This window comes from Pseudomonas sp. GP01-A4 (assembly GCF_058780865.1).
Map to the genome: position 1 here is coordinate 132,658 of NZ_JBYSWF010000005.1, position 25,705 is coordinate 158,362.

The following is a 25,705-nucleotide window of genomic DNA, read 5'->3' on the forward strand; positions in this document are numbered from 1 at the left end:
TTTCTCTGCGAGTAGTGGGTGGCCGATTCTGCACCAGCTGTTTGCCGAGCTGAGTGCGCTGCAGGCAAATCAGTAAATCCCTACATCGCAGGCGCTTTAATCTTCATGTATCAGGCATCGAAGCCCTACCACCAGCGTGCTAGCGTATTCGTCCCCCGTCGCCCCATGACAATGGAAAAAACATGGCCACCCGCTACGCAAAAATCGTCCTGACCCTTGCCCTGGCAGCCTTCGCCACACTCGTGGCCTTCAGCAACATCACCGACTACGGCTCCAACTTTGCCTTCGTCAAACATGTGCTGAGCATGGACACCACCTTCCCCGGCAACGCCGCGATGTATCGCGCCATCACCACCCCATGGCTGTGGCACGGTGCATATTGGCTGATCATCGCCGGTGAAGCCCTGACGGCCGTGCTGCTGGCGCGTGGAGCACTGGCCTTGTGGCGGGCTCGTCGTGCCACAGGTATCGACTTCAATCGCGCCAAGAAAAGCGCAATCGTCGGGCTGACCCTGGGTTTCGTGGTGTGGTTCTTCGGCTTTATGGTGATCGGCGGCGAGTGGTTCCTGATGTGGCAATCCCATCAGTGGAACGGCCAGGAAGCGGCGTTCAAGTTTTATATGGCGATCCTGGGTGTGCTGATTTTTCTCAACCAGCCGGACACTGACCACGACTGAAAAACCACGAATTCAAAATCGGTGGATGCCCTTTCGCAAACTACTGTCAGATAGCTGACGGTAGTTTGTAGCCCTTTTCCCAAAGTATAAAAACCGCCTCACATTCAACGCTCACAGCCACCAGGCGAGCCCTTAAATTGGCCGTTTACTTCAGTGATCATCTGAATCTGTGAAAACAACACTGCGAGATCTGGAAGGCAAAAAAACGGCCCGTCATCCAAAAGATGCGGGCCGTTTTCACTTCAGCGGGCATTCAAGCCCCCGCCGATTACTTGTTGAGGTTGTAATCCGCCTCGGCTGCATCAAACCGCTGAAGCATGCCAGCCGTCGGAGCACCCAGCTTGCTCACAAAGTAGATCGCCAGGCTGGCGAAGATGAAGCCCGGGATGATTTCGTACAGGCCAAACAGGCTGAAGTGCTTCCACACGATCACGGTGATCGCACCCACCAGGATGCCGGCCAATGCGCCATTACGCGTCATGCCTTTCCACAGTACGGAGATCAGTACCACAGGACCGAACGCAGCACCGAAACCGGCCCAGGCGTAGCTCACCAGGCCCAGTACGCGGTTTTCCGGGTTGGCGGCCATGGCGATGGCAATCAGCGCCACCAACAGCACCATGGCGCGACCGACCCATACCAGCTCGACCTGGGAGGCGTTTTTACGCAGGAAGGTTTTGTAGAAGTCTTCGGTGAGGGCACTGGAGCACACCAGCAACTGGCAGCTCAGGGTGCTCATTACCGCCGCCAGGATGGCCGACAGCAGCACACCGGCAATCCATGGGTTGAAGAGCAGCTTGGCCAACTCGATGAACACACGCTCGTGGTTCTCGGTCACGGGACCGGCGACTTCCGGGTGCGCCGAGAAGTAGGCGATACCGAAGAAGCCCACCGCCACGGTGCCGCCCAGGCACAGGATCATCCAGGTCATGGAGATACGACGGGCATTGGCAATCGATTTCACCGAATCCGCCGCCATGAAACGCGCGAGGATGTGCGGCTGGCCGAAGTAACCCAGGCCCCAGCCCATCAGCGAAATGATGCCGATGAAGGTGGTGTTTTTCAGCATGTTGAAGTTGTCAGGGTTCTGCGCTTCGATCGCCAGGAAGGTGGTGTCGACGCCACCGGTGGCCAGCAGCACGATGATCGGGGTCAGCAACAAGGCGAAGATCATCAGCGTGGCTTGCACGGTGTCGGTCCAGCTCACGGCCAGGAAACCACCGACGAAGGTGTAGGCAATGGTTGCGGCAGCACCGGCCCACAGCGCGGTCTCGTAGGACATGCCGAAGGTGCTTTCAAACAGACGGGCGCCAGCCACGATGCCGGAAGCGCAGTAGATGGTGAAGAACACCAGGATCACCACCGCAGAGATGATTCGCAGCAGGCCGCTTTTATCTTCGAAACGGCTGGAGAAGTAATCCGGCAGGGTCAGGGCGTCGCCGTTGTGCTCGGTCTGCACCCGCAGGCGGCCGGCTACAAACAGCCAGTTCAGGTAGGCACCGACGATCAGGCCGATGGCAATCCAGCTTTCCGACAGGCCAGACATGTAGATCGCGCCGGGCAAGCCCATCAGCAACCAGCCGCTCATGTCCGAGGCACCGGCCGAAAGCGCGGTAACCACGCTGCCGAGGCTGCGACCGCCGAGGATGTAGTCGGAAAGGTTGTTGGTGGAGCGATAGGCCATGAAGCCGATCAGCACCATGGCAGCGATATAGATCACAAATGTGATCAGGGTAGGATTACTTACGCTCATTGAGTTACGCCCTGGCTTTGTTTTTATGTAGCGGCGGTCTGTCCGGACGGCCATCCACTTTGCTAGTGGATAGACGAAGCCTGGCGCCGCGCATTTATGACTGACGTTTCCCCAGGAAAGCCATCAGCCGATGAACCGTCAGTAAGAGGTTGCACCTTGGGCGCGAATGCTATTCAACAAAGCAAATAAGGTGCAACCAGTTTCTTGAGAATAAGTTGCACCTCGATGTTTTTTGTGGAAAACACCGTGTTTTTGCTCCTTTTCGGAGCAAGAGCAGCCAAAGTCAGAAGCAAATGCACCAAGGCGCAGCCGATTCGGCTGTGACGATAATTTTTCCCGATCAGCATCAAAAAATTCATGGATAAAAAGGGTTGCACCCGGTTGCACCTCTCTCGGCGCAAAGCTAATCTTGCCGCCAGCTGATGCCACGCAGTAGTGGCACCCATGAGGATAAAAAGATGGCTACGACCACCCTTGGGGTCAAACTTGACGACCCGACCCGCGAGCGCCTGAAGGCGGCCGCGACCTCCATTGATCGCACGCCGCACTGGCTGATCAAGCAGGCGATTTTCAATTACCTGGAGAAACTCGAGGGTGGTGCAACCCTGGCCGAGCTCAACGGCCTGGGCAGCAAGGACGCGGAAGAAGCCGGCGAGGTCCAGACCGACCACGCCCACCAGTGCTTCCTGGAATTTGCCGAAAGCATCCTGCCGCAATCCGTACTGCGCGCCTCGATCACCGCCGCCTACCGTCGCCCGGAGCCGGAAGTGGTGCCGATGCTGATCGAGCAGGCTCGCTTGCCCGCGGCAATGGCCGAGGCCACCAACAAGCTCGCCTCTTCGATCGCCGAGAAACTGCGCAATCAGAAAAGCGCCGGCGGCCGTGCAGGCATCGTCCAGGGCCTGCTGCAAGAATTTTCCCTGTCGTCCCAGGAAGGCGTAGCGCTGATGTGCCTCGCCGAAGCGCTGCTGCGCATCCCGGACAAGGGCACCCGCGACGCACTGATCCGCGACAAGATCAGCACCGGCAACTGGCACCCGCACCTGGGCAACAGCCCGTCGCTGTTCGTCAACGCCGCCACCTGGGGCCTGTTGCTGACCGGCAAACTGGTCGCCACCCACAACGAAGCCGGCCTGACCTCGTCCCTGAGCCGCATCATCGGCAAGAGCGGCGAGCCGATGATCCGCAAGGGCGTCGACATGGCCATGCGCCTGATGGGCGAGCAGTTCGTCACCGGCGAAACCATCGCCGAAGCCCTGGCCAATGCGAGCAAGTTCGAAGCCAAGGGCTTCCGCTATTCCTACGACATGCTCGGTGAAGCCGCACTTACCGAACATGACGCCCAGAAATACCTGGCCTCGTACGAACAAGCCATCCACTCGATCGGCAAGGCGTCCCACGGTCGCGGGATTTATGAAGGCCCGGGCATTTCCATCAAGCTCTCGGCCCTGCACCCGCGTTACAGCCGTGCGCAGTACGAGCGCGTGATGGACGAGTTGTACCCGCGCCTGCTGTCGCTGACCCTGCTGGCCAAGCAGTACGACATCGGCCTGAACATCGACGCCGAAGAAGCCGACCGCCTGGAGCTGTCCCTCGACCTGCTGGAACGCCTGTGCTTCGAGCCGCAACTGACCGGCTGGAACGGCATCGGTTTCGTGATCCAGGCTTACCAGAAGCGGTGCCCGTATGTGATCGACTACGTGATCGACCTGGCACGCCGCAGCCGCCACCGCCTGATGATCCGCCTGGTAAAAGGCGCGTACTGGGACAGCGAAATCAAGCGCGCCCAGGTCGAAGGCCTGGAAGGCTATCCGGTGTACACCCGCAAGGTGTACACCGACGTTTCCTACATTGCCTGCGCACGCAAACTGCTTTCGGTACCGGAAGTTATCTACCCGCAGTTCGCCACCCACAACGCTCACACCTTGTCGGCGATTTACCATATTGCCGGTCAGAACTATTACCCCGGCCAGTACGAGTTCCAATGCCTGCACGGCATGGGCGAGCCTCTGTACGAGCAGGTTGTAGGCAAGGTCTCCGAAGGCAAGCTGAACCGTCCGTGCCGCGTGTACGCACCCGTCGGCACCCACGAAACACTGCTGGCTTACCTGGTGCGTCGCCTGCTGGAAAACGGCGCCAACACCTCGTTCGTCAACCGTATTGCCGACCAATCCATCTCGATCCAGGAGCTGGTGGCCGATCCAGTGGCCAGCATCGAGCAGATGGCGACGCTGGAAGGCGGCTTCGGCCTGCCGCACCCGCGTATCCCGCTGCCGCGTGACCTGTATGGTGCCGAGCGCGCCAACTCCGCCGGTATCGACCTGGCCAACGAACACCGCCTGGCGTCGCTGTCCTGCGCCTTGCTGGCTACCGCGCATAACAACTGGAAAGCCGCGCCTATGCTCGGTTGCGCTTCCAGCAATGAAGCGGCTGCACCGGTGTTGAACCCGTCGGATCTGCGTGACGTGGTTGGCCACGTACAGGAAGCAACTGTCGAAGACGTCGACAACGCCATCCAGTGCGCCCTGAACGCTGCGCCAATCTGGCAGGCCACCCCGCCCGCCGAACGCGCCGCGATCCTGGAACGTGCCGCCGATTTGATGGAAGGCGAGATCCAGCCGCTGATGGGCCTGCTGGCCCGCGAAGCCGGCAAGACCTTCGCCAACGCCATCGCCGAAGTGCGTGAAGCCGTGGACTTCCTGCGTTACTACGCGGTGCAGGCTCGCAACGATTTCACCAACGACGCTCACCGCCCGCTGGGTCCGGTGGTGTGCATCAGCCCGTGGAACTTCCCGCTGGCGATCTTCAGTGGCCAGGTCGCCGCTGCACTGGCCGCCGGCAACCCGGTACTGGCCAAGCCTGCCGAGCAAACACCGCTGGTGGCCGCACAAGCCGTGCGCCTGCTGCTGGAAGCCGGGATTCCGGAAGGCGTGCTGCAACTGCTGCCGGGCCAGGGCGAAACCGTCGGTGCGCGCCTGGTGGGTGATGATCGCGTCAAGGGCGTGATGTTCACCGGTTCCACCGAGGTTGCGCGCTTGCTGCAACGCAGTGTCGCCGGCCGTCTGGATGCACAGGGTCGTCCGATTCCGCTGATCGCCGAAACCGGTGGCCAGAACGCAATGATCGTCGACTCCTCGGCGCTCACCGAACAAGTGGTGATCGACGTAGTGTCGTCGGCCTTCGACAGTGCCGGTCAACGTTGCTCGGCCCTGCGCGTACTGTGCTTGCAGGAAGATTCCGCTGACCGCGTCATCGAAATGCTTAAAGGTGCCATGGCTGAATGCCGCCTCGGCAACCCGGAGCGCCTGTCGGTGGATATCGGCCCGGTGATCGACGCCGAAGCCAAGGCTGGCATCGAGAAACATATCCAGGCCATGCGCGACAAAGGCCGCAACGTTTACCAGGTCGCCATTGCCGATAGCGAAGAGATCAAGCGCGGCACCTTCGTGATGCCAACCCTGATCGAACTGGAAAGCTTCGACGAACTGCAACGGGAGATCTTCGGCCCGGTGCTGCACGTGGTGCGCTACAAGCGCAAAGAGATCGACCAGCTTATCGGCCAGATCAATGCCTCCGGCTATGGCCTGACCCTGGGCGTGCACACCCGCATCGACGAGACCATCGCCAAGGTGATCGACAACGTCCATGCCGGTAACGTCTACGTTAACCGCAACATCGTGGGTGCCGTGGTCGGTGTGCAGCCGTTCGGTGGCGAAGGCTTGTCGGGCACTGGCCCGAAAGCTGGCGGCCCGCTGTATCTGTACCGTCTGCTGTCGACCCGTCCTACGGATGCCATCGAGCAATCCTTCGTTCGTGGTGATGCACTGGCCGCACCGGATGTTCGCCTGCGGGAGGCCATGAGCAAGCCGCTGACCGCCCTGAAAGCCTGGGCCGACAGCAACAAGCTGAGCGACTTGAGCGCCCTGTGCGTGCAGTTCGCCGCGCAATCCCAAAGCGGTATCACCCGCCAACTGGCCGGCCCGACCGGCGAGCGCAACAGCTACGCCATCCTGCCCCGCGAGCACGTGTTGTGCCTGGCGGAAGTGGAAGGCGACCTGCTGACGCAACTGGCGGCCGTGCTGGCAGTCGGCGGCTCGGCGGTATGGCCGGAAACTGAATTGACCAAGGCCGTGTTCGCACGCTTGCCGAAGGATATTCAGGCGAAGATCGCGCGGGTGGCTGACTGGACCAAGGATGAAACCGTGTTTGATGCCGTGCTGCATCACGGTGATTCCGACCAACTGCGCGGGGTTTGCCAGCAAGTGGCCAAGCGTGGCGGGGCGATTGTCGGGGTTCACGGTTTGTCTTCGGGCGAAACCGGGATCGCCCTGGAGCGCCTGGTGATCGAGCGGGCGTTGAGCGTCAACACTGCTGCTGCGGGTGGTAACGCCAGCCTGATGACCATCGGCTAACTGACGAAACGCGGTCAGTGTGGGAGCGGGCTTGCTCGCGAATGCGCAGTGTCAGTCGCCAGATGTACTGACTGATCCACCGCATTCGCGAGCAAGCCCGCTCCCACACTGACCGTGCTTGCAACTCACCGCTGTTGTTTTGCCCCTCCATCACCCAGATCAATCTTGCTATCCAGCCTCTATTTGCGCACTTAGACTCAGGCCCATTCCCACACAGGTAAGCCGCCATGTCCGAGACGCTGCTCAGTTCCCGCAATCTGGCTTTCGAGCTGTACGAAGTCCTCGATGCCGAGGGCCTGACCCAGCGCGAGCGGTTTGCCGAACACAACCGTGAAACCTTCGACGCCGCCATCGGCACCGCCCGCAGCATTGCCGAGAAGTTCTTCGCCCCGCATAACCGCAAGGGCGACGAGAACGAGCCACGCTACGAAAACGGTCAGGCGATTCTGATTCCCGAGGTGAAACCGGCAGTAGATGCCTTCCTCGAAGCCGGCTTTCTCAACGCTGCCCGCAGCTTCGACGCTGGCGGCATGCAACTGCCCACCCTGCTCTCCCAGGCGTGTTTCGCCCACTTCCAGTCGGCCAACGCCGCATCCACGTCCTACCCGTTCCTGACCATGGGCGCCGCCAACCTGATCGAGAGCTTCGGCACCGAGGAGCAGAAGCAACGCTTCCTGCAACCGATGATCGAAGGCCGCTTCTTTGGCACCATGGCGCTGACCGAGCCCCATGCGGGCTCATCGCTGTCGGATATTCGTACCCGCGCAGAGCCGGCGGCTGATGGCAGCTATCGCCTCAAGGGCAACAAGATCTTCATCTCCGGCGGCGATCACCCGCTGTCGGAAAACATCGTGCACATGGTGCTGGCCAAGCTGCCGGACGCACCTGCCGGGGTGAAGGGCATTTCGCTGTTTATCGTGCCCAAGTTCCTGGTCAACGACGACGGCAGCCTGGGCAAGCGCAACGATGTGCTGCTGGCCGGGCTATTTCACAAGATGGGCTGGCGTGGCACCACCTCGACCGCGTTGAATTTCGGCGATAACGGCGAGTGTGTCGGCTACCTGGTGGGCCAGCCGCACCAAGGCCTGAGCTGCATGTTCCAGATGATGAACGAAGCGCGGATCGGCGTGGGCATGGGCGCGGTGATGCTGGGTTACGCCGGCTACCTGTACTCCCTGGAATATGCCCGTGAACGTCCCCAAGGCCGCTTGCCCGACAGCAAGGATCCCAACACCGCGCCGGTGTCGATCATCCAGCACGCCGATATCAAACGCATGCTGTTGACCCAAAAAGCCTACGTGGAAGGCGCCTTCGACCTTGGCTTGTACGCCGCACGGTTGTTCGATGACACCACTACTCTGCCCAACGAAGCCGAGCGCAAACAGGCCCACGAACTGCTGGACCTGCTGACGCCGATCGTCAAATCCTGGCCGTCGGAGTTTTGCCTTAAAGCCAACGAACTGGCGATCCAGATCCTCGGCGGCCACGGCTACACCCGCGAATACCCGGTGGAGCAGTACTACCGCGACAACCGTCTGAACCCAATCCATGAAGGCACCCACGGCATTCAGTCGCTGGACTTGCTCGGGCGCAAACTGGCGCAGAACGGCGGTGCGGGCTTGAAGCAACTGATCCGCCTGATCGCCGAGACCGGCGCACGGGCACAGGAGTATCCGTCGCTGAATGCCTTGCGGGAACCGCTGGAACAACTGGTGGCACGCCTGCAAGAGGTCACCCTCGGCCTGTTGACGGATCTCGCCCAAGGCAAGGTCAACAGCAGCCTGGCGAATTCGGCGCTGTACCTGAAAGTGTTCGGGCATACGGTGATTGGCTGGCGCTGGCTGGAACAGGCGATTCGCGCCGAGGAAGGGCTGGCCAAGGGCAATGCTGCCGATGTCGCCTTCTATAAGGGCAAGCTCCAGGCCGCCCGGTACTTCCTGACGTGGGAAATACCGGGCTGCCATCATGAACTGGCGATTCTCGAGGCACGCGATGACACGTGCCTGGGGATGCAGGATGAGTGGTTCTAAGGCGTTCCGATTGCCTTGGAAATCACCTCGACCGTGGCGCTGACTTGCTCTTGGTAACGGTCGAGTTCCTGCTGGTGGTGCTTTTGCATTTCGATCTGCTCGGCGCACAGGTTCAGCGCCGCCAGCACCAATAGCTTGTCACCGATCAGCGTCGGGTACTTTTTCTTGGTGGTGGCCAGGGATGCCTTGAGCATCGTCACGGCGCTCATCAGGGTGTTGTCTTCCCCTTCCGGTGCCTTGATCGAGTAATCCTCACCGAGAATCGAAACGACCTTTATCCCTTCATTCATGCGCCGACAGGACCTGCGCTCACACGCTCAACCAACGCCTGGATACGGGCAGCGGTGGCGCCCTGCTTTTCTTCCTGTTCCATCAGGTTCAGCTGCAAGCTGTCGTTTTCATCCTTGGCGCGAGCCAGTTCGGCCTTGAGGGATTCGTTGGTGCCCAGTAGATCCTGGTTCTGCTGTACCAGGTCGCTGACCAGTTGTTCCAATTGGCTGAGGGATGCTTCTAACATTTTGATTTCTCGGGCTTTTTCAAAGGGCGGTGACGATAAAGAAAATTCACCTCGGATGCCAGGGTTATCCCTGGCGCGGGGCCTTGATTTTACAGGGCAGGCCACGCTTTCGAGCCTTAGTGACTGCATTTATGGCATCTGGTTCCTGAATCCCGTCGGCCCGCCCCGATCTGCGACAAAAGCGCGCACCCCCTCAAGACTTTAGTCGTATGACCGATAGGTCATGGACACCCCGCTCAAACCCCGCATGGATCGCGCTTCTCCCCAGGATCACAACATGTCTCTTCGTAATATGAATATCGCGCCGCGGGCCTTTCTCGGCTTCGCGTTGATTGGCGCGCTGATGTTGTTTCTCGGTGTGTTCGCCCTGAACCAGATGAGCAAGATCCGTGCGGCGACGGAAGACATCACCCTTAGCAGCGTGCCGAGCATTCGCGCCCTGGACGAGTTCACTCAACTGACCCTGCGCCTGCGGGTGCTGTCGTATCGCCTGCTGACCAACCGCGAGCCTGACGTCCAGCAAAAGACCCTTGAGTCTTTTGACGTGCGCAATCAGCAGATTCGTACGGCCCAGGCGGTCTACGAGAAGTTGATCGACAGCAGCGAAGAACGTGCTGCCTACGATGAATACGTGCGTCTGCTGGCCCAGTACCATCAGATTGAAGAGCGCATGAAGAGCCTGTCACGGGCCAATCAGGTGGAAGAGCTGCGCACGCTGCTGAATACCGAGCTGCTGAACAACTCGGATCAGGTGAACGCCGTACTGAACCGCCTGCTGGACATCAACAACAAGATGGCGCTGGCCACCAACCAGCAAGCTGCCGACCAGTACGACATGGCGTTTGAGCTGGTGGTGATCCTGCTGATCCTCGCCACGGCGCTGACCATGCTGTTCGCCTGGCTGCTGACCCGCAGCATTACCCAGCCGATCGCCCAGGCCCTGGATGCCGCCGAGGAAATCGCCGAAGGCAACCTGACGCGCCCGATCAAGGTGGAAGGCAACGACGAAGCCGGCCGACTACTGTTGGCAATGGCCAAGATGCAGGACAAATTGAAGGACACCTTGCAGCGCATTTCCGGCTCGGCCACCCAATTGGCCTCCGCCGCGGAAGAGCTGAATGCCGTGACCGACGAAAGCGCCCGTGGCCTGACCCAGCAAAACAACGAAATCGAACAGGCCGCCACGGCGGTGAACGAGATGACCAGCGCGGTTGAAGAAGTGGCCCGCAACGCGGTCAGCACCTCCGAAGCTTCGAAAAACGCGACCTCCTCGGCCGGCGATGGCCGTGACCTGGTGCAGGAAACCGTCGGAGCCATCGAGCGCATGAGCAGTGACGTACAAGCCACTGCGACCCTGATCGGCAACCTGGCGGAAGAATCCCGGGACATCGGCAAGGTGCTGGACGTGATTCGTGGCTTGGCTGACCAGACCAACCTGCTGGCCCTGAACGCCGCGATTGAAGCGGCGCGTGCCGGTGAAGCCGGGCGTGGTTTTGCGGTGGTGGCGGATGAGGTGCGGGCCCTGGCCCATCGCACCCAACAGTCCACCAGCGAAATCGAGCGGATGATCGGCAGCATTCAGGCCGGTACCGAGCATGCAGTGGATTCGATGCGCAACAGCACCGAGCGGGCGGAATCGACGTTGAACATCGCCAAGGGTGCGGGGATGTCGCTGGACACCATCAACACTGCCATCGTTGAAATCAACGAGCGCAACCTGGTGATCGCCAGTGCCGCCGAAGAGCAGGCGCAGGTGGCGCGGGAAGTGGATCGTAACCTGGTGAATATTCGTGACTTGTCGGTGCAGTCGGCGACCGGCGCCAGCCAGACCAGTGCGGCGAGCAGTGAGCTGTCGCGGTTGGCGGTGGATTTGAACGGGATGGTGGGGCGGTTCAGGCTTTAACGGATACCGCAGGGCTAAAAAAGTGGGAGCGGGCTTGCTCGCGAATGCGGTGGATCAGCTACGCATAACGCGACTGACACACCGCTTTCGCGAGCAAGCCCGCTCCCACATTGAATATGCGCCAGCCATTCAAAACCTTTTTGACAGCACAGCAATTCAACAGGTTAGAATCGCTGGCACGCAGACTGCATGGTCAGTTTGCGCCTCGTCTTTCCTGCTCATGGAGTACTGCCTTTGAATGCGACGACCATCAACAGCCTGTTCTTGATCGGCGCGTTGCTGGTAGGTGCGAGCATTCTGGTGAGTTCTCTTTCGTCCCGCCTGGGGATTCCGATCCTGGTGATCATCCTGGCCGTGGGCATGATCGCCGGCGTCGACGGCGGCGGCATCATCTTCGATAACTACCCGACTGCCTACCTCGTGGGCAACCTCGCCCTGGCCGTGATCCTGCTCGACGGCGGACTGCGAACGCGGGTAGCCAGTTTCCGTGTAGCCCTCTGGCCTGCGTTGTCCCTGGCGACGGTCGGGGTGCTGATCACCACCGGCCTCACCGGCATGGCAGCCGCCTGGCTGTTCAACCTCAACATCATTCAAGGCCTGCTGATCGGCGCCATCGTCGGCTCCACGGACGCCGCAGCGGTGTTCTCGCTGCTGGGCGGCAAAGGCCTGAACGAACGGGTCACCGCCAGCCTGGAAATCGAATCCGGCAGCAACGACCCGATGGCGGTGTTCCTCACCGTCACCCTGATCGACATGCTTGCCAGCGGCCAGACCGGCCTGCACTGGAGCCTGCTGGGCCACTTGATCCGTGAGTTTGGCATCGGCGGCATCATCGGCCTGGGCGGCGGCTGGTTGATGCTGCAGATGGTCAACCGGATCAACCTGGCCAACGGCCTGTACCCGATCCTGGTGATTTCCGGCGGCCTGGTGGTGTTCGCCCTGACCAACGCCTTGCACGGCAGCGGTTTCCTCGCCGTTTACCTGTGCGGCCTGGTGATCGGCAACCGCCCGGTGCGCAGCCGGCACGGCATTTTGCATATGCTCGACGGCATGGCCTGGCTGGCACAGATCGGCATGTTTCTGGTGCTGGGCCTGCTGGTCACGCCCCATGATTTGCTGCCCATCGCGCTGCCGGCCCTGGGCCTGGCGCTGTGGATGATTCTCTTCGCACGGCCGCTGTCGGTGATCGTCGGCCTGTTGCCGTTCAAGGCCTTCCATGGCCGAGAGAAAGCCTTTATCGCCTGGGTCGGCCTGCGCGGTGCGGTACCGATCATTCTGGCGGTGTTCCCGCTGATGGCCGGCCTGCCCCACGCGCAGCTGTACTTCAACCTGGCGTTCTTTATCGTGCTGGTGTCGTTGCTGGTGCAGGGTACGAGCCTGCCGTGGGTCGCCAAACTGTTGAAAGTGACGGTACCGCCAGAGCCGGCGCCGATTTCCCGGGCGGCCCTGGAAGTGCACGTCACCAGCGAGTGGGAGCTGTTCGTCTACCGCCTGGGCGCCGAAAAATGGTGCATCGGCGCCGCCCTGCGGGAGCTGAAAATGCCCGAAGGCACGCGGATCGCCGCGCTGTTTCGTGGCCAGCAACTGCTCCATCCGTCGGGTAGTACGGTGCTCGAAGTCGACGATCTGCTGTGCGTAATCGGCCATGAACACAACTTGCCGGCCCTCGGCAAACTGTTCAGCCAGGCACCACAACGGGGCCTCGACCTGCGCTTCTTCGGTGACTTCGTCCTGGAAGGCGACGCCCAGCTGGGCGCGGTTTCGGCCCTGTACGGGCTCAAGCTCGAGGGCATCGACCCGGACATGCCACTGAGTCGTTTCATCACCCAGAAAGTCGGCGGGGCACCCGTGGTCGGCGACCAGGTGGAATGGAACAACACCATTTGGACCGTCGCGGTCATGGACGGGAACAAGATCGGCAAAGTCGGCGTCAGATTCCCCGAAGGAAGTCGCCCGGGCCCCGGACTCTTCCTCTAAACTGCGGGGCGACGGCGCGCCAGTCGATGTCGGGACGCCCCCTATTTTTCACCTTGCTCGACCGGTCTCTATGACAACCCTGCGCACTTTTCTCGCCACTGCCCTGCTGGGCCTGACTCTCTGCGTCGGCACCGTACACGCGGCCGACCCGCCCAGCATCGATTCCGTCCAGCAAACCCTGGACAAGCTGCCGGACCGCAAGCTGCCCGACGCCGACATGAAGGCGCTGCAAAGCATCCTGCAGCAAACGCTCACCTTCCTGGGCAACCAGCAGGACTACCAGCAGCGCCTGGTGGACCTCAAGCGCCAGCTCGAAGACGCGCCGCGCCAGACCGTCGACAACCAGCGCGAACTGACCCGCCTCAAGGCCACCAAGGTCATTCCCGTCGCCCAGCGCTACGCCACCTTGCCCGTGCCACAGCTTGAACAACTGCTGGTGCAGCGCACCACCCAGCAAGGCGACCTGCAAAAGGAACTGGCCGACGCCAACAGCCTGACCATCGCGGCCCAGACCCGACCCGAGCGCGCCCAGACCGAAATCAGCAGCAGCCAGACACGTATCCAGCAGATCAACGCGACCCTCAAGGCAGGCAAGGACAACGGCAAGACCCTCAGCGGCGACCAGCGCAACCAGCTGAATGCCGAGTTGGCCGCACTCAACGCCCTGATTCCCCTGCGCCGCCAGGAACTGGCCGGCAACAGCCAACTGCAAGACCTGGGCAACAGCCAGCACGACCTGGTGCTGGAAAAGACCGCGCGCCTGGAGCAGGAAATCCAGGACCTGCAAACCCTGATCAACCAGAAACGCCTGGCCCAGTCCCAGGAAACCGTGACCCAGCAGTCCATCGAAGCCCAGAAGGCCGGGGGCAGCAGCCTGCTCGCCACGGAAAGCGCGGCCAACCTGAAACTGTCCGACTACCTGCTCAAAAGCACTGACCGGCTCAACGAGCTGACCCAGAAAAACCTGCAAACCAAGCAGCAACTGGACAGCGTGACCCAAAGCGACTCGGCGCTGGACGAGCAGATCAACGTGCTCAAGGGCAGCCTGTTGCTGTCCAAGATCCTCTACAAACAAAAGCAGGCCTTGCCGCGCCTGACCGTGGACCGCGACCTGGCGGATGACATCGCCAACATTCGCCTGTACCAGTTCGAGGTCAATCAACAGCGCGAACTGATCAGCACCCCGAGCACCTACGTCGACAGCTTGCTGGCCAACCAGCCGGCCGACCAGGTGACGCCACAACTGCGGCGCACCCTGCTGGAACTGGCGATCACCCGCAGCGACCTGCTGGAGCGCTTGAGCCGGGAACTGAGCGCACTGCTCAACGAATCCATCACCCTGCAACTGAACCAGAAACAACTGCTGAGCACCGCCACCACCTTGCGGGCGACCCTCGACGAACAGATGTTCTGGATTCCCAGCAACAAGCCGCTGGATACCGAATGGCTGGAAACCGTACCGGCGCACCTGAGCAAACAGGTCAATACCCTGCCGTGGGCCTCCAGCGTCAGCGAGCTGTATGACGGCCTGACCCAGCGCCCGCTGCTGTTCCTGCCCCTGCTGTTGTTGATCGGCGCGCTGCTGTGGCGTCGCAGCTACCTGTATGCCCGGCTGAAAAAAATCCATATGGACATCGGCCACTTCAAACGCGACAGCCAGTGGCACACGCCGGTGGCGATCCTGGTGAATATCGCGCTGGCGATGCCGGTGGCCCTGGGCCTGGCACTCTGCGGCTATGCGCTGCAGATCGACGCCCGCGGGCAAAACGCCAACCTCGGCGCCGCCCTGCTGCAGATCGCCCAGGCGTGGCTGGTGTTCTACACCGCGTATCGGATCCTCGCGCCCGGCGGCGTCGCCGAGTTGCACTTCCGCTGGGAGAAACCCCAGGTCGAATTCCTCCAGGGCTGGGTACGCAAGCTCGGGCTCGTGGTACTGGCGTTGGTGGCCGTGGTGGCCATCGCCGAGCATCAGCCGGCAGCGCTGGCCGACGATGTGCTGGGCATCGGCGTGGTACTGACCTGCTACGCACTGATGGCGTGGCTGCTCGGGCGCCTGCTGCTCAACAGCCCGACTCATGAAAAAGCCTCGCTGTTTCGCAAGGCCGTGGGCCTGGTGTTTACGGCACTGCCGGTGGCGCTGTTTATCGCCGTATGCTTTGGCTACTACTACACCGCCCTCAAGCTCAGCGACCGGCTGATCAACACCTTGTACCTGCTGATGTTCTGGCTGGTGATCGAAGCCACCTTCGTACGTGGCCTGGGCGTAGCGGCACGGCGCCTGGCCTATGCGCGGGCCCTGGCCAAACGCCAGGCCGCCAAGGAAGCCGGTGATGGTGAAGCAGTGATCGAAGAGCCGACCCTGGACATCGAACAGGTCAACGAACAGTCGATGCGACTGATTCGCCTGGCGCTGCTGGGCGGCTTTATCGCTGCGTTGTACTGGGTGTGGTCCGACTTGATCTCGGTGTTTTCCTACCTGGACAACGTCACCCTCTACGAATACACCAGCGGCACCGGCGCCAATATCAGCATGGTGCCCATCAGCATCGGCGACTTGCTCGGCGCCCTGATCATCATCGGCATCACCTTCGCCCTGGCGCGCAACCTGCCCGGCCTGCTGGAAGTGTTGGTGCTGTCCAAGCTCGACCTGGCCCAGGGCAGCGCCTACGCCACCACCACCTTGCTGTCCTATGTGATTGCCGGCGTCGGGTTTGTCTCCACCCTGTCGACCCTCGGCGTGAGCTGGGACAAGTTGCAATGGCTGGTGGCCGCGCTGTCGGTGGGGTTGGGTTTCGGGATGCAGGAAATCTTCGCCAACTTCATCTCCGGCATCATGATCCTGTTCGAGCGCCCGGTACGGATCGGCGACACCATCACCATCGGCAACCTGTCGGGCACGGTGAGCAAGATCCGCATCCGTGCCACCACCATCACCGACTTCGACCGCAAGGACATCATTGTCCCGAACAAGACGTTCATCACCGGGCAACTGATCAACTGGTCGCTGACCGACACCATCACCCGGGTCACCCTGAAACTGGGCGTGGACTACGGCTCGGACCTGGACCTGGTGAAGGAATTGCTGCTCAAGGCCGCCGCCGAAAACCCACGCGTGCTGAAGGACCCGGCGCCCCACGTGTACTTCCTCAACTTCGGTGAAAGCACCCTCGATCACGAACTGCGCATGCATGTACGGGACCTGGGCGACCGCAACCCGGTGATCGATGAGGTCAACCGCTTCATCAACCGCGAGTTCAAGAACCACCACATCAACATCTCGTTCCGGCAGATGGAGGTTTACCTGAAGAACCTGCATGGCCAGGAATACAAGCTGGTGCCGGTGGAAGAAGAAAACCGGACCATCTTGCCGCCCGCCCAGGACCAGGACCTGCCCGAGCCGCCGCCCGCCAAACTCGACTAAACGCGCTATCCCCAGCAGAATGGTCGGACATTCTGCTCAGGAGATGGCCGTTGAAAGCCCTCGACGAACTGACCTTCGACAACCGCTTCGCCCGCCTGGGCGACGGTTTCTCAACCCATGTGCTGCCCGAGCCCATCGACGAACCGCGTTTAGTGGTGGCGAGCGAGGCAGCCATGGCGCTGCTGGATCTCGACCCTGGCGTGGCCGAAACGCCGGTGTTTGCCGAGCTGTTCGGCGGGCACAAGCTGTGGGCCGAGGCCGAGCCGCGGGCGATGATCTATTCCGGGCATCAGTTTGGCTCGTACAACCCGCAACTGGGGGATGGCCGCGGATTGTTGCTGGGCGAGGTGTACAACCAGGCCGGCGAGCATTGGGACCTGCACCTCAAGGGTGCCGGGCAAACCCCGTACTCGCGCATGGGCGATGGTCGTGCGGTGTTGCGCTCGTCGATCCGGGAGTTTCTGGCGTCGGAAGCACTGCATGCGCTGGGCATTCCCAGCAGTCGTGCGCTGTGTGTGATCGGTTCCACCACGCCGGTGTGGCGCGAGAAACAGGAGCGCGCCGCCATGGTGCTGCGCCTGGCCCACAGCCACGTGCGCTTTGGGCATTTCGAATATTTCTACTACACCAAGAAGCCTGAATTGCAGAAGCAATTGGCGGAGCACGTGCTGTCCCTGCACTTCCCGGAATGCATGGAACAGCCCGAGCCGTACCTGGCGATGTTCCGCGAAATCGTCGAGCGTAATGCCGAGTTGATCGCCAAGTGGCAGGCCTATGGGTTCTGCCATGGAGTGATGAACACCGACAACATGTCGATCCTCGGCATCACCTTCGACTTCGGGCCGTTTGCATTTTTGGACGATTTCGACGCGCAGTTCGTCTGCAACCACTCCGACCATGAAGGGCGTTATTCCTTCAGCAACCAGGTGCCGATCGGGCAGTGGAACCTGAGCGCACTGGCCCAGGCGTTGACGCCGTTTATCAGCGTCGAGGCGCTGCGGGAAACGCTGGGGCTGTATCTGCCGTTGTTCCAGGCCCATTACCTGGACCTGATGCGCCGCCGACTGGGCCTCACCACCGCCGAAGATGACGATCAGAAACTGGTGGAGCGCCTGCTGCAACTGATGCAGAACAGCAGCGTCGATTACACCCTGTTCTTCCGCCGGCTGGGGGATGAATCCGCCGCATTGGCCGTGGCGCGGTTGCGCGACGACTTTGTCGACCTCAAGGGGTTTGATGAGTGGGCGGATCTGTACAAGGCGCGTGCGGAGCGCGACGCCAGCGGCACAGAAGAACAGCGACGTGAGCGGATGCATGGGGTGAATCCGCTTTATATCCTGCGCAATTACCTGGCGCAGAACGCCATCCAGGCGGCAGAGCTTGGGGATTACAGCGAAGTGCGCCGGCTGCATGAAGTGCTGACCAAACCGTTTGAAGAGCAGCCGGGGATGGAACGATACGCCCAGCGGCCGCCGGATTGGGGGAAGCATTTGGAGATTAGTTGTTCTTCATAGCGCGACCTAGATAAAGGTTTCCACTGAAACCCCAAAGCGCTCCGCCAGCCAACGAATCTGCCGCAGGTTGAGTTGGCGTTTGCCACTAAGTACTTCAGAGACAACCGACTGCGCACCAACGCCCGGGAGATCACTTTGGGTCAAGCCATGCTCTCGCATCATTGAACGTAGCACTTCAACGCCACTGGCAACGGGCATCGGCCGGTGCTCGAGATCGTAGGCCTCGATCCAGTCACTGAGGATATCCACCAGGCTCATGAGCGGGCTGGATTCATCTTCGCCTATCAGGTCCAGCAATTCGTCGAGGGCGCTGACCAAGGTATCGTAGTCCGCCTCGTTTCTTGGCTTGCGCAGCAATGGCGAAACAAATTGCCAGTGTTCGGCAGCCTGCCTGATGAGTGCGCTCATCTGATTTTCTCCTTCCATTTACCTTGCTCATATTCACGGTGATCGAACAGGTACTTGATATAAATTCGTTGTACTTGGTAATGCACGAAGGCAATCAACCTCAGCTTATTGCCCCCGATGTCAAACACATGGAACTGCCCGACTTTGTCTGTTGCAGGGAACATTCCTTTCATCGACGCAAAGTCGGCGGGACTGTTGCGTTTCATTCTGCGATACCACTCATCCAGTGCCGTGGCTGAATGCGGCCATCTTTCTTTCGCTTCCCATATCCTTTTTTCGCTGATCACTCGCATGCAACATCCTTATCGCATCTTGCTATGAAGGTTAGTCTTGCCGAAAAAATATCGCAATCTGCGATATTCCTTGGCGGACCAGTGGCGCAATTCCAAGCACCCTTCAACAGCCTAGATACGCCGCGATAGAAGTCACCACCAAAAATGTGAACGCGTACGTCACTGGCGTCGAACCTTGATAAACACCCTTCCCGGCTCCAAATAGAACCCATTGGCCACTTTCACGGAGCCCAGCATGTCCGACTCTCTAGTAATTCCCTGCCCCCACTGCAACGGTCTTAACCGCATCCCCAATGAACGCCTGGGCGATGCGCCTAAATGCGGGCGCTGCAAGCAACCGGTGCTGCTGAGCAAACCCTTTGAGCTGAAACAGGGCGATTACGCCAGCCAGATCAAGGGCGACCTGCCGTTGCTGGTGGATGTTTGGGCCGAATGGTGTGGGCCGTGCAAGTCGTTTGCGCCGGTGTTTGAGCAGGCCGCCGGGCAGTTGGCCGGGAAGTGTCGATTGGCCAAGCTCGATAGCGAGGCCAATCAGCAGTTATCCGCTCAGTTGGGGATTCGCTCGATTCCCAGCCTGATCCTGTTCAAGAATGGCCGGGAAGTGGCGCGTCAGAGCGGTGCGTTTCCGTTACCGCAATTGATGAGCTGGCTGCGCAGTCAGGGTGTTTGAGGTAACGGGACACCCCGGTCCATCACTTGCCCCATCAGCAATACGCCCAATTCGCTCAATTGATGAATGGCCAACGCGACATCGCGCTGCTTGCCGGTGAGGTCGTCGGAAAGGTCGAGCAAGAGGGTGGTGACTGAGGAGAAGGTTTCGTAGGTATTGAGGATCAGGGTTTCGGTGGCTTGGCCGGGGCTGACTGTAAAAAGGTACGACGGGGGATTTGGAGTAGCTTTAAACATGGTCGACATTCCTGATTGGAGCCGCCATCTGATCGCTACTAAACGAATTAGGGTGGCAGCTGTACGCAGGTTAGTAGACCGGGAAATGTCGAAGCCGGCGCGCCCGAAGACGCCCTACGCACAGCTACCATCAAGCACAGACTCAGCGCCTGAAAGATGAAGCTTATGCACTTAACGACAAACACTCGGGCTACTAAACCCGATCACTGAGAATTCAGCGACCGAGCAACCTTAGAGACGCCCATCCAGACGCACAAGCCGGCGGATTCTGGCGTAACTGTAGGCAACGGCGCAAGACGACGATTTCCCTGTAGGAACAGAGACCAATGTGGGAGCTGGCTTGCCTGCGATAGCATCACCTCGGTGTAACTGACAAACCGAGTTGACTGCATCGCGGGCAAGCCCGGCTCCCACACAAGCAGGCTTCCACATTGTTTTGTGTTGCCTGCTAAATCACGCGTTTTCCAGCAAGTTATGCAACTCCACAAACTGCTGTGTCAGCTTGTGCCGTGGGTCCAGGTGGATCAGCGGCATGTTCGCCTGGTGCGATTCACGCATGCGCACCGAGCTGGTGAGGTACACCGGCAGTACCGGCAACCCTTCGGCAATCAATTCATCCAGCATCTGCTGCGGCAGGCTCGCCCGGGCCTGGAACTGGTTGACCACGATGCCTTCCACTTCCAGCCCTTCGTTGTGGTCTTCCTTCAATTCTTCAATCTCTGCCAGCAGGCCATACAGCGCCTGGCGGGAGAAGCTGTCGCAATCGAAGGGGATCAGCACGCGATCAGCGGCAATCAGCGCTGAAACGGCATAGAAGTTCAGCGCCGGCGGCGTATCCAGGTAGATCCGGTCGTAGTCCTCGCTCAATTCATCCAGCAGCTTTCGCAGCTTGTTGATCTTGTGCTTGGCCTCGAGCTTGGGCTGCAGGTCTGCCAGTTCCGCGGTGGCGGTGATGACGTGCAGGTTGTCGAACGGGGTTTCGTAGATATCCACCTGGTTCTTCTTCGAAAACGGCCCGGAAGACAGGGTTTGCTTGAAGAAGTCGGCGATTCCCATGGGGATATCGTCGCCGGTCAGCCCGGTGAGGTACTGGGTAGAGTTAGCCTGGGCATCGAGGTCCACCAACAGGGTTCGATAGCCTTCGCTGGCGCTGACCGCCGCCAGGTTGCAGGCAATGCTGGACTTGCCAACACCGCCTTTTTGGTTGAACACCACGCGCCGCATGGAAAAACCTCCGTGTATCAATGAATGACCCGAGTGTAGAGGGCAAAAGCGCCCGTTAGCTACCTCGTTTGTTCCTGTACTACAGCATCAGAGGCTCTATCTCGCATAACAATTTCCCGTCTGTCCGACAAAGCAGGAATTGCCTGACACCTGCTGCCCTACCTGCATGATGGACAATCGGTAATTCTTTCCAGCGAATTTGTAATCATCCGTGAACAATTCTTTACCAAAGTTTGCTAGAACCCCGCAGCACCGGGATAATGCGCGCCATTCGGCGATTGCACCCTGTCCCGGTATTCGGGGCCAATGGCCGCACAAGGAAGCCCGCAGGGGCGGGATAACTTCTCAGTGATCAATTTCAACATCGCCCAATGGCGCGCCTGGGCTCCCGGGCTCGAAAGCGCGGACGACTGGCGTACCTGGTGCCGGCAGCCGATGTTGCTCGCCCGCAGCGACGCGGCACCCGACGTGTCCTTCCTGCCGGCCATGCAGCGCCGGCGCCTGAGCCGCCTGGCGCGCATGGCCTTCAGTGTGGGCTGGCCCCTGGCCGAAGGCTTGCAACAGCTGCCATTGGTGTTTGTTTCCCGTCACGGCGAAACCCCACGCACCCTCGATATTCTCAGCGACCTGGCCAACGACGAGCCCCTGTCGCCGACCCAGTTCAGCCTGTCGGTGCATAACGCGGTGATTGGCCTGTGGTCGATCCTGCGCAATGAAACCAGTGAAATGACCGCCCTCGCCGCCGCCGGCGATGGCCTGGAGCACGGCATGCTCGAAGCCGCTGCCCTGCTCAATGAAGGCGCACCGGCTGTATTGCTGATCATTACCGAGGAACAGCCCCCCGAAGCCTATGCGCGCTGGATCGAGGACGTGCCCTTCCCCTACGCCCTCGGCCTGCTGCTGACACCGGGCGACGAGTGGCAGCTGGAACTGAATACAGCCGCTGTCCAACCCACCACCAAAGCCCAGTGGCCCCACGCCCTGAACCTGCTGCGCACCCTGCTGAACGAAGAGGGCGCCTGCCAACATGCCTGGAAGAACCGAGTATGGAACTGGCAACGCAAGTCCTGACCGAAAAGCCTCGGAAGGCCTACTACTGGCGCCTGTTCGCCACTGCCACCGCCTTCGCCCTGTTTGGCCTCGGCGGCCTGTGCCTGCGTGTCCTGGTGTTTCCGCTGCTCAGTTGCCTGCCGGGTGATGCCAAACAGCATCAGCGACGCGCCCGCCACACCATCAGCTGCCTGTTCTGGTTGTTTATCCGCATGATGATGCGCCTGGGCATCCTGACCTACAGCGTCGAAGGCGCGGAAAAGCTCGGCCGCCCGGGCCAGATGATCATCGCCAACCACCCATCGCTGGTGGATGTGGTGTTCCTGATCGCCCAGATGCGCCAGACCAACTGCGTGGTCAAGCAGAGCCTGTGGCAGAACCCCTTCACCCGGGGCCCGGTGCGCGACGCCGGCTACATCAGCAACGACGGCAGCGCCGACATGCTCGACGCCGCCGCCGATGCCCTACGGGACGGCCAGACCCTGATCATTTTCCCGGAAGGCACCCGCACCTCACCGGGCCAGGCGCCGACCTTTCATCGCGGCGCCGCCGCCATTGCCCTGCGCGGTGCGAGCATCATCACCCCGGTAGTGATCAAGGTCAGCCCCACCACCCTGACCAAGGCCGAACCCTGGTATCGCATCCCGAATCGCCGCTTTCACTTCAGTTTGCGCGTGGGTGCCGATATAGAACCACAGGCGTTTGCCGCACAAGGGCCCGCGCCCCAGGCATCACGCAAGCTCAACGATTACCTGCACCAGTATTTTATTAAGGAGCTCGCCGAAGATGAGCGACCAACACCGCCTTGAGCACGACATAAAAACGCTGATCATCGAGGCCCTGGGCCTGGAAGACATCAGCGAGAGCGACATCGGCAACGAGCAAACCCTGTTCGGCGAAGGCCTTGGCCTGGATTCAGTCGACGCCCTGGAATTGGGCCTGGCGATCCAGAAAAAGTACGGCATCAAGATCGATGCCGACGCCAAGGACACCCGCAATCACTTCACCAACGTGGCCAGCCTCGCGGCGTTCGTCACGGCCCGACAGGCAGCTTGAGACCGTACCATGCAAACTCGTGACGATATTTTCAACACCTTGCGCGACGCCCTGGTGGAACTGTTTGAACTGGAACCGGAACGCGTCACGCTCGACGCCAACCTGTACCAGGACCTGGAAATCGACAGCATTGATGCAGTGGACCTGATCGACCACATCAAGCGCCAGACCGGCAAGAAAATCGCCGCCGAAGAGTTCAAGGCCGTGCGTACCGTGAATGACGTGGTCGAGGCGGTCTACCGTCTGGTTCAACCGGCCGCATGAGCCGGCTGATCGGCCTTGGCCTGTTGCTGGCGGGGCTGCTGTACCCTTTTGCGGTGTATTACGGCACTGAGCATTTTGCCCCGTGGCAATTTGGCCTGCTGCTGGGCAGCCTGTGGCTGTTGCGCGCCCTGACCGGCGCCAGGCGCCCGGGCAGCCGCTGGATGGCGGCGGCGATCATTGTCTTTTGCCTGCTGCTCGCCTGGTTCGACAACCCGCAGATGCTGCGCTGGTACCCGAGCCTGGTCAGCGCCTTCATGCTGGCACTGTTCGGCCTGAGCCTGAAATACGGGCCGCCGATGGTCGAGCGCCTGGCGCGCATGAGCGAGCCGCAACTGCCCGAAGAAGCGATTGTGTATACCCGCCAGGTCACCGTGGTGTGGAGTGTATTTTTCCTGTGTAACGGCCTGCTCGCCGCCGCGCTCACCCTGTGGGCGCCGCTGAGCTGGTGGACGTTGTACAACGGCATGATCGCCTACGGGCTGATGGGGCTGTTGTTTGCCGTGGAATGGCTGGTACGACAAAGGGTTCGAGGCCGCGTATGAATTGGTTGAATCTTGAGCACTTGCTGCTTGAGCCTGTGGAGCAGCGTTTGGTGACCACCGAACCTGCCCTGGATCACCCACACCTGTGGGAGAAGTCCCTGAGCCTGGCCGGCGGGTTGCAAGCCCGGGGCATCCAGCGCCTGGCGGTGTACCTGGAAGATGCCGGCTTGCTGGCGATCGCGCTGCTGGGTGCGTGGCGCGCAGGCGTCAGTGTGTTGTTGCCCGCTGACCTGCAACCACAAACGCGCCAACGCTGGGATGATGTCGTCGATGCCTGGCTGACCAAAGCTGGCGACCTGGATGCGCTGTATCAAGCGCCATTAAGCGCCGCGGCCCTGGACCTGGACGCCTGCTGCCTGAGCCTGTGCACCTCCGGCTCCAGCGGCGAGCCCAAGCGCATCGACAAAACCCTGCGGCAGATGGCCAATGAAGTCCAGGCGCTGGAAACCTTGTGGGGCGCCGACCTCGGCGAGGCCTGCATCATCGGCAGCGTCGCCACCCAGCATATCTATGGCTTGCTGTTCCGGGTGCTGTGGCCGTTGTGTGCCGGGCGCACCTTTGTGCGCCAACAGTTGGCATTTCCCGAGGACTTGCAGCGCGCCAGCCGCGAGCATGCGCAATTTGCCTGGGTCGCCAGCCCGGCGCTCCTCAAGCGCATGGGTGACAACCTCGACTGGCCAGCGCTTACACCGGTCAAACGGGTGTTTTCCTCCGGCGGCGCCTTGCCCCTTGAAGCCGCCGGCAGCCTGCATCAGCGTTTGCAGCAATGGCCGACGGAAATCCTCGGCAGCTCGGAAACCGGCGGTATCGCCTGGCGCCAGGGCGAACAACCGTGGCAGCCGTTTGCCGACGTGCAGCTGAGCCAGGACGCCGACGGCGCCTTGCGCATCGCCTCGCCATACTTGCCCGCCGGCCATGTCGAACAGACCGCCGACGCCGCCACCATCCACGCCGACGGCCGCTTCGAATTGCTCGGCCGCCTGGACCGCATCGTCAAGCTGGAAGAAAAACGCATCTCCCTGCCGATGCTGGAACAGGCGCTGATGGACCATGCCTGGGTCGCTGAAACGCGCCTGGGCGTGGTGCAGGAAAACCGCGCCTCCCTCGGCGCCCTCGTGGTGCTCAGCGCAGGCGGCTTGCATGCCCTGCGTAACCAGGGCCGGCGCACCGTCACCCAAACCCTGCGCCAGCACTTGAGCCAACACTGCGAAGCCCTGGCGCTGCCCCGCCGCTGGCGCCTGTTGCGCCAATTGCCGCTGAACACCCAAGGCAAGCTGCCCCAGGCCGACGTCGAAGCCCTGCTGCTGGCACCGCGCCCGAAAGCCCCGGAAGTACTGGAACAAGTCGAAGCCAACGGTGAATGGACCCTGCAACTGGCGATCCCGCCGGACCTCGCCTACTTCAGCGGCCACTTCCCGCAAACCCCGGTGCTACCGGGCGTGGTGCAAGTGGATTGGGCGCTGAGCCTGGGCCAGCAACTGCTCAAGCTGCCGGGGCCGTTCGCCGGGATGGAAGTGCTCAAGTTCCAGCAACTGGTACGCCCGGATGACCGGATCGAACTGCACCTGCGGTTCGACCAGGAGCGCGGCAAGTTGTACTTCGCCTACCGCAATGAGGCGGCCGCCTGCTCCAGTGGGCGGATCGTGCTGGGGAGGGTCAGTGATTAAGCTTTTGTGGCGAGGGAGCTTGCTCCCGCTGGAGTGCGCAGCGCTCCCAACCCAGGCACTGTGGTTTATCAGGCAAATCGGTGTCGCCTGT

21 protein-coding genes and 2 pseudogenes are annotated in these 25,705 nt (G+C 61.0%); 15 read left to right on the forward strand and 8 right to left on the reverse strand.

All coding sequences use genetic code 11. From position 1 onward, the window contains the following. The first annotated feature begins 182 nt into the window (after positions 1-182). Positions 183-677: a DUF2165 family protein gene (locus AC3WKX_RS05580; RefSeq protein ID WP_008439179.1), complete on the forward strand. Its 495-nt coding sequence runs from the start codon at positions 183-185 to the stop codon at positions 675-677. A gap of 268 nt (positions 678-945) precedes the next feature. On the opposite strand, the gene putP is transcribed toward AC3WKX_RS05580, so the two are convergent. Next, the gene (gene putP / locus AC3WKX_RS05585; RefSeq protein ID WP_003209422.1) at positions 946-2,430 is read right to left on the reverse strand and encodes a sodium/proline symporter PutP; all 1,485 of its coding nucleotides are present in this window, start codon (positions 2,428-2,430) and stop codon (positions 946-948) included. Positions 2,431-2,568: 138 nt separating this feature from the next. Further along, entirely contained in the window at positions 2,569-2,859 is a 291-nt protein-coding gene (locus tag AC3WKX_RS05590) for a hypothetical protein (protein ID WP_158244062.1), read from the reverse strand. Between the two features lie 29 nt (positions 2,860-2,888). Here AC3WKX_RS05590 and putA point away from each other — a divergent pair, with 29 nt between their 5' ends. Further along, entirely contained in the window at positions 2,889-6,842 is a 3,954-nt protein-coding gene (gene putA / locus AC3WKX_RS05595) for a trifunctional transcriptional regulator/proline dehydrogenase/L-glutamate gamma-semialdehyde dehydrogenase (RefSeq protein ID WP_102604291.1), read from the forward strand. Positions 6,843-7,069: 227 nt separating this feature from the next. Continuing rightward, positions 7,070-8,872 carry an acyl-CoA dehydrogenase gene (locus AC3WKX_RS05600; RefSeq protein ID WP_102604292.1) on the forward strand — a complete coding sequence of 601 codons (1,803 nt, stop codon included), beginning with the start codon at positions 7,070-7,072 and terminating at the stop codon, positions 8,870-8,872. On the opposite strand, the gene AC3WKX_RS05605 is transcribed toward AC3WKX_RS05600, so the two are convergent. After that, a complete protein-coding gene (locus AC3WKX_RS05605; RefSeq protein WP_003209415.1) occupies positions 8,869-9,162 on the reverse strand; it encodes a cell division protein ZapA in 294 nt (97 codons plus the stop codon). The two genes, AC3WKX_RS05600 and AC3WKX_RS05605, sit on opposite strands and share 4 nt — an antisense overlap. After that, entirely contained in the window at positions 9,159-9,389 is a 231-nt protein-coding gene (locus AC3WKX_RS05610; protein ID WP_010169256.1) for a hypothetical protein, read from the reverse strand. Before AC3WKX_RS05610 ends, AC3WKX_RS05605 begins: the two co-directional genes overlap by 4 nt. Positions 9,390-9,732: 343 nt before the next feature. Here AC3WKX_RS05610 and AC3WKX_RS05615 point away from each other — a divergent pair. From AC3WKX_RS05615 to selO, 5 genes and pseudogenes are all read left to right on the forward strand, one after another. Then, positions 9,733-10,386: pseudogene (locus AC3WKX_RS05615) on the forward strand (MCP four helix bundle domain-containing protein); the annotation flags it as partial. A 306-nt stretch (positions 10,387-10,692) separates the two neighbouring features. After that, positions 10,693-11,292, forward strand: a pseudogene (locus AC3WKX_RS05620) (methyl-accepting chemotaxis protein); the annotation flags it as partial. Positions 11,293-11,526: 234 nt separating this feature from the next. Further along, positions 11,527-13,269, forward strand: coding sequence for a potassium/proton antiporter (locus tag AC3WKX_RS05625; protein ID WP_008439183.1), 1,743 nt, complete (start codon positions 11,527-11,529; stop codon positions 13,267-13,269). 70 nt (positions 13,270-13,339) lie between these two features. Beyond that, complete coding sequence (mscK, locus tag AC3WKX_RS05630) at positions 13,340-16,690, forward strand: mechanosensitive channel MscK (protein WP_102604294.1); 3,351 nt, start codon at positions 13,340-13,342, stop codon at positions 16,688-16,690. Between the two features lie 50 nt (positions 16,691-16,740). After that, complete coding sequence (gene selO / locus AC3WKX_RS05635; RefSeq protein WP_102604295.1) at positions 16,741-18,204, forward strand: protein adenylyltransferase SelO; 1,464 nt, start codon at positions 16,741-16,743, stop codon at positions 18,202-18,204. Between the two features lie 6 nt (positions 18,205-18,210). Here selO and AC3WKX_RS05640 read toward each other — a convergent pair whose 3' ends face one another. Together AC3WKX_RS05640 and AC3WKX_RS05645 are read right to left on the reverse strand one after the other, a co-directional pair. Beyond that, a complete protein-coding gene (locus AC3WKX_RS05640; protein WP_008439186.1) occupies positions 18,211-18,612 on the reverse strand; it encodes a helix-turn-helix domain-containing protein in 402 nt (133 codons plus the stop codon). Next, entirely contained in the window at positions 18,609-18,905 is a 297-nt protein-coding gene (locus AC3WKX_RS05645) for a type II toxin-antitoxin system HigB family toxin (protein WP_093202502.1), read from the reverse strand. The genes AC3WKX_RS05640 and AC3WKX_RS05645 overlap by 4 nt, the downstream gene beginning before the upstream one ends. 235 nt (positions 18,906-19,140) lie before the next feature. Here AC3WKX_RS05645 and trxC point away from each other — a divergent pair, with 235 nt between their 5' ends. Next, positions 19,141-19,575 carry a thioredoxin TrxC gene (gene trxC / locus AC3WKX_RS05650; protein WP_003209402.1) on the forward strand — a complete coding sequence of 145 codons (435 nt, stop codon included), beginning with the start codon at positions 19,141-19,143 and terminating at the stop codon, positions 19,573-19,575. On the opposite strand, the gene AC3WKX_RS05655 is transcribed toward trxC, so the two are convergent. Continuing rightward, entirely contained in the window at positions 19,563-19,811 is a 249-nt protein-coding gene (locus tag AC3WKX_RS05655; protein WP_003209399.1) for a DUF6124 family protein, read from the reverse strand. The genes trxC and AC3WKX_RS05655 overlap by 13 nt on opposite strands. 453 nt (positions 19,812-20,264) lie before the next feature. Beyond that, on the reverse strand, positions 20,265-21,035 hold the full coding sequence (locus tag AC3WKX_RS05660; protein WP_003209397.1) for a ParA family protein: 771 nt from the start codon (positions 21,033-21,035) through the stop codon (positions 20,265-20,267). 348 nt (positions 21,036-21,383) lie between these two features. On the opposite strand from AC3WKX_RS05660, the gene AC3WKX_RS05665 reads away from it, so the two are divergent. The 6 genes from AC3WKX_RS05665 to AC3WKX_RS05690 are packed head-to-tail and all read left to right on the forward strand — an operon-like array spanning position 21,384 to position 25,614. Continuing rightward, entirely contained in the window at positions 21,384-22,106 is a 723-nt protein-coding gene (locus tag AC3WKX_RS05665) for a beta-ketoacyl synthase chain length factor (RefSeq protein WP_008439188.1), read from the forward strand. Further along, on the forward strand, positions 22,082-22,894 hold the full coding sequence (locus AC3WKX_RS05670; protein WP_008439194.1) for a lysophospholipid acyltransferase family protein: 813 nt from the start codon (positions 22,082-22,084) through the stop codon (positions 22,892-22,894). Before AC3WKX_RS05665 ends, AC3WKX_RS05670 begins: the two co-directional genes overlap by 25 nt. After that, positions 22,872-23,141: a phosphopantetheine-binding protein gene (locus AC3WKX_RS05675; RefSeq protein WP_008439197.1), complete on the forward strand. Its 270-nt coding sequence runs from the start codon at positions 22,872-22,874 to the stop codon at positions 23,139-23,141. Before AC3WKX_RS05670 ends, AC3WKX_RS05675 begins: the two co-directional genes overlap by 23 nt. Before the next feature lie 9 nt (positions 23,142-23,150). Beyond that, a complete protein-coding gene (locus AC3WKX_RS05680; protein WP_003209389.1) occupies positions 23,151-23,405 on the forward strand; it encodes an acyl carrier protein in 255 nt (84 codons plus the stop codon). Beyond that, positions 23,402-23,947 carry a COG4648 family protein gene (locus tag AC3WKX_RS05685; protein WP_008439202.1) on the forward strand — a complete coding sequence of 182 codons (546 nt, stop codon included), beginning with the start codon at positions 23,402-23,404 and terminating at the stop codon, positions 23,945-23,947. The genes AC3WKX_RS05680 and AC3WKX_RS05685 overlap by 4 nt, the downstream gene beginning before the upstream one ends. Continuing rightward, complete coding sequence (locus AC3WKX_RS05690; protein ID WP_102604297.1) at positions 23,944-25,614, forward strand: acyl-CoA synthetase family protein; 1,671 nt, start codon at positions 23,944-23,946, stop codon at positions 25,612-25,614. Before AC3WKX_RS05685 ends, AC3WKX_RS05690 begins: the two co-directional genes overlap by 4 nt. The last annotated feature ends 91 nt before the right edge of the window (positions 25,615-25,705 follow it).